Annotated in this window: 3 protein-coding genes and 1 tRNA gene; 3 read left to right on the top strand and 1 reads right to left on the bottom strand. The window is 46.9% G+C overall.

Annotation, left to right across the window (positions count from 1 at the left end; genetic code table 11):
* Positions 1 to 39: 39 nt before the first annotated feature.
* Positions 40 to 126 (bottom strand) — tRNA-Ser (locus tag AB7E53_RS14665).
* 147 nt (positions 127 to 273) lie between these two features.
* Between AB7E53_RS14665 and mltG the strand changes: the two genes are divergently transcribed.
* The 3 genes from mltG to AB7E53_RS14680 all read left to right on the top strand — a co-directional run.
* Positions 274 to 1,326 carry an endolytic transglycosylase MltG gene (gene mltG / locus AB7E53_RS14670; protein ID WP_446776541.1) on the top strand — a complete coding sequence of 351 codons (1,053 nt, stop codon included), beginning with the start codon at positions 274 to 276 and terminating at the stop codon, positions 1,324 to 1,326.
* 83 nt (positions 1,327 to 1,409) lie between these two features.
* Entirely contained in the window at positions 1,410 to 3,008 is a 1,599-nt protein-coding gene (locus AB7E53_RS14675; protein ID WP_350456922.1) for a thiamine pyrophosphate-dependent enzyme, read from the top strand.
* The coding region (locus AB7E53_RS14680) for an indolepyruvate oxidoreductase subunit beta (RefSeq protein ID WP_446776543.1) at positions 3,005 to 3,306 on the top strand (302 nt) is incomplete at its 3' end. The genes AB7E53_RS14675 and AB7E53_RS14680, both read left to right, overlap by 4 nt.

The raw sequence follows: 3,306 nt of genomic DNA on the forward strand, positions 1-3,306 counted from the left end.
AACAAAAAGAGAGCTCTAAATGCATAGAGCTCTCTTTCGCGGAAGCGGGGGGATTCGAACCCCCGGTACCCTTACGAGTACGTCAGTTTAGCAAACTGGTGGTTTCAGCCACTCACCCACACTTCCTTGTGTGTTTTGTGCTTCTTCCTTCGAATTGCGTGGCAAAGATAAGCGTATATTTCTGAATAAACAAAGCTTTTTAACCTTAATTTTAAAGAAAAAGATGCTACTTTTGTGCCCGATTCTGATAGTCAACCTCTTATTACTAAATTTATGAGTAAATTTTTTCGCTCAAAACGTGCTAAACGCACTTTTATCCGCAGAGGAATTGCCCTGCTGGCCCTGCTTTTCATTCTTTGTGGCTTTTGGGCCTGGCGAATGGTACTGGCTTCCAACTTCGACATCAAAGAGACAACCTATGTATATGTAGACAGCAAGAAAGACTTTAACGATCTTTGTTCTCAGTTAAAAGATTCCGCCTCTTGCAAAAGTCTGACCACCTTCAAGCAGCTTGCTTATCTGATTGGCTATCCCGAAAAGATGAAAACCGGACGGTATGCCATAGAACCGGGAACCGGCAATCTTCGCTTACTGAAGAACCTTATCGGGGGATTGCAGTCTCCTACCCGTATTACATTTAACAACATCCGACTCAAAAGCGATCTGGCACAACGGCTGGACGATCAGCTGATGGTTTCGAAAGAGGAGATGCTTACTCTGTTTAACGATTCTGCCTCTTGTGCAGCTTTGGGATTTAGCCCCGAAACTATCCAGGCGATGTTCATTCCCAATACCTACGAAGTTTATTGGGATATCACGCCAGACAATCTGATGAAGCGTATACAAAAAGAATACAAGGCTTTCTGGAATGAAGACAGACTTGCCAAAGCATCCAAAGCCGGATTAACCCCTATACAGGTTTCCATTCTGGCTTCTATTGTGGAAGAAGAGACGGCCAAAGCCGACGAGATGGGGATGGTTGCCGGACTATATCTGAACCGCCTGCACATAAACATGCCTCTGCAAGCAGACCCGACGGTAAAGTTTGCCGTAGGAGATGTAACGCTGAAGCGAATTCTGTTTGAACACCTGCAGGTAGATTCTCCATACAACACCTATAAGCACACCGGACTTCCTCCCGGTCCGATTCGTGTTCCGTCTATCGGAGGTATAAACAGCGTATTGAATCATAACCAGCACGACTATATTTATATGTGTGCGAAAGAGGATTTTTCGGGCAGACACAACTTTGCCTCCACCCTTGCCGAGCATGCAAAAAACGCAAACAAATACCGCGCAGAGCTAAACAGACGACAGATTAAGTAGGTTTTTCCTTTCAATTTATTGTAAATAAAGTATCTTTGTCGTCACATTTCAACAAAGACAACTAAAGTATTAAGATATACGATATGGAGAAACATCTTTTTTTAGGGGACGAAGCAATCGCCCAGGCAGCCATCGACGCCGGGATGTCTGGAGTGTATGCTTACCCTGGAACCCCCTCTACCGAAATTACGGAATATATTCAAAATTCCGCTACTGCAAAGCAGTTGGGTATCCACAGCAACTGGAGCTCAAATGAAAAAACAGCCCTTGAAACGGCTTTAGGTATGTGCTATGCAGGCAAGAGAGCTCTTTGTTGCATGAAACACGTAGGACTGAACGTAGCAGCCGACTGTTTTATGAATGCATCGATGACGGGTATTCACGGTGGTATGATTATCATCACTGCCGACGATCCATCTATGCACTCATCACAAAACGAACAAGACAACCGCGTATATGGCAACTTTGCCATGATACCAATGCTTGAACCGAGCAACCAGCAGGAGGCATACGATATGGTGTACGATGGGTTCGAACTTTCCGAGAAACTGGGTTATCCCATTTTACTTCGCATCACCACACGTATGGCACACTCACGCTCGGGCGTAGTAACCCGTCCGGCTAAAGAACAAAACGGACTTTCATACCCGGCCGACGGTCGCCAGCGATTTATCCTGCTTCCCGCCCTGGCCCGCAAAAGATACAAGACACTGTTGGCTGCGCAGGAAGGATTTACCACCGCATCCGAAGAGTCTGTTTACAACACCTACTTCGATTCTCCCAACAAGAAGCTGGGTATCATTACAACCGGTATCGCCTTTAATTACCTGTCGGAAAACTTCCCTGACGGATTCGAAAATCCGGTACTTAAAATATGTCAGTATCCTCTTCCTAAAAAGCAGTTGATCAAGTTGGCCGAAGAATGCGACGAACTGTTAGTTATTGAGGAAGGATATCCCGTTGTTGAAGAACAGCTGAAGGGATTTCTTGGTAAAGGGCTGATCGTTCACGGTCGCCTGGACGGAACCTTGCCCCGCGACGGCGAATTAACGCCCGATTTGGTGGGACGTGCCCTGGGCAAAGAGGTGGCAACCTATTATACGATTCCTCCCGTAGTGGAGATGCGTCCGCCTGCTTTATGCCAGGGTTGCGGACACAGGGATTTGTATGATGCCATGAACGAAGTGTTGAATGAATACAAAGAACCTAAGGTTTTTGGAGACATTGGCTGTTATACCCTGGGGGCCCTCGCTCCTTTCCGGGCAATTGATACCTGTGTGGATATGGGTGCTTCCATCACAATGGGAAAAGGAGCTGCCGATGCGGGTTGTTTCCCGGCTGTTTCGGTAATTGGCGACTCAACGTTTACCCATTCGGGAATGACCGGCTTGCTTGATTGCGTGAATGAAAATACCAATATGCTGCTTATCATATCGGACAACGAAACCACGGGTATGACCGGTGGACAGGATTCGGCCGGTACAGGCAGACTCGAATCTATCTGTCTGGGTATCGGCGTAGAGCCGGCACACCTGCGAAGCCTGATTCCTCTGAAGAAGAATTACGAAGAGATGAAGCAGCTGATCCGCGAAGAAATCGAATACAAAGGGCTATCCGTCATTATTTCACGCCGTGAGTGTATCCAGACTTTAGCCAGAAAGAAAAAAGCAAGCAAGAAATGAAAACAGACATCATACTATCAGGCGTAGGTGGACAAGGTATCCTCTCTATTGCAGCTGTTATTGGTGAAGCAGCACTTTACGATGGCCTTTACATGAAGCAGGCCGAAGTACACGGGATGAGTCAGCGGGGTGGCGATGTTCAATCCAACCTTCGCATCAGCGACAAACCCATTGCATCCGATTTGATTCCACTTGGTTCGGCCGACCTGATCATCTCGCTGGAACCGATGGAAAGTCTGCGTTACCTGCCCTATCTGAAGAAAGATGGTTGGCTGGTTACTAATTCGGTTCCTTTTGT

This window comes from Macellibacteroides sp. (assembly GCF_050251695.1).
GTDB lineage: Bacteria > Bacteroidota > Bacteroidia > Bacteroidales > Tannerellaceae > Macellibacteroides > Macellibacteroides fermentans.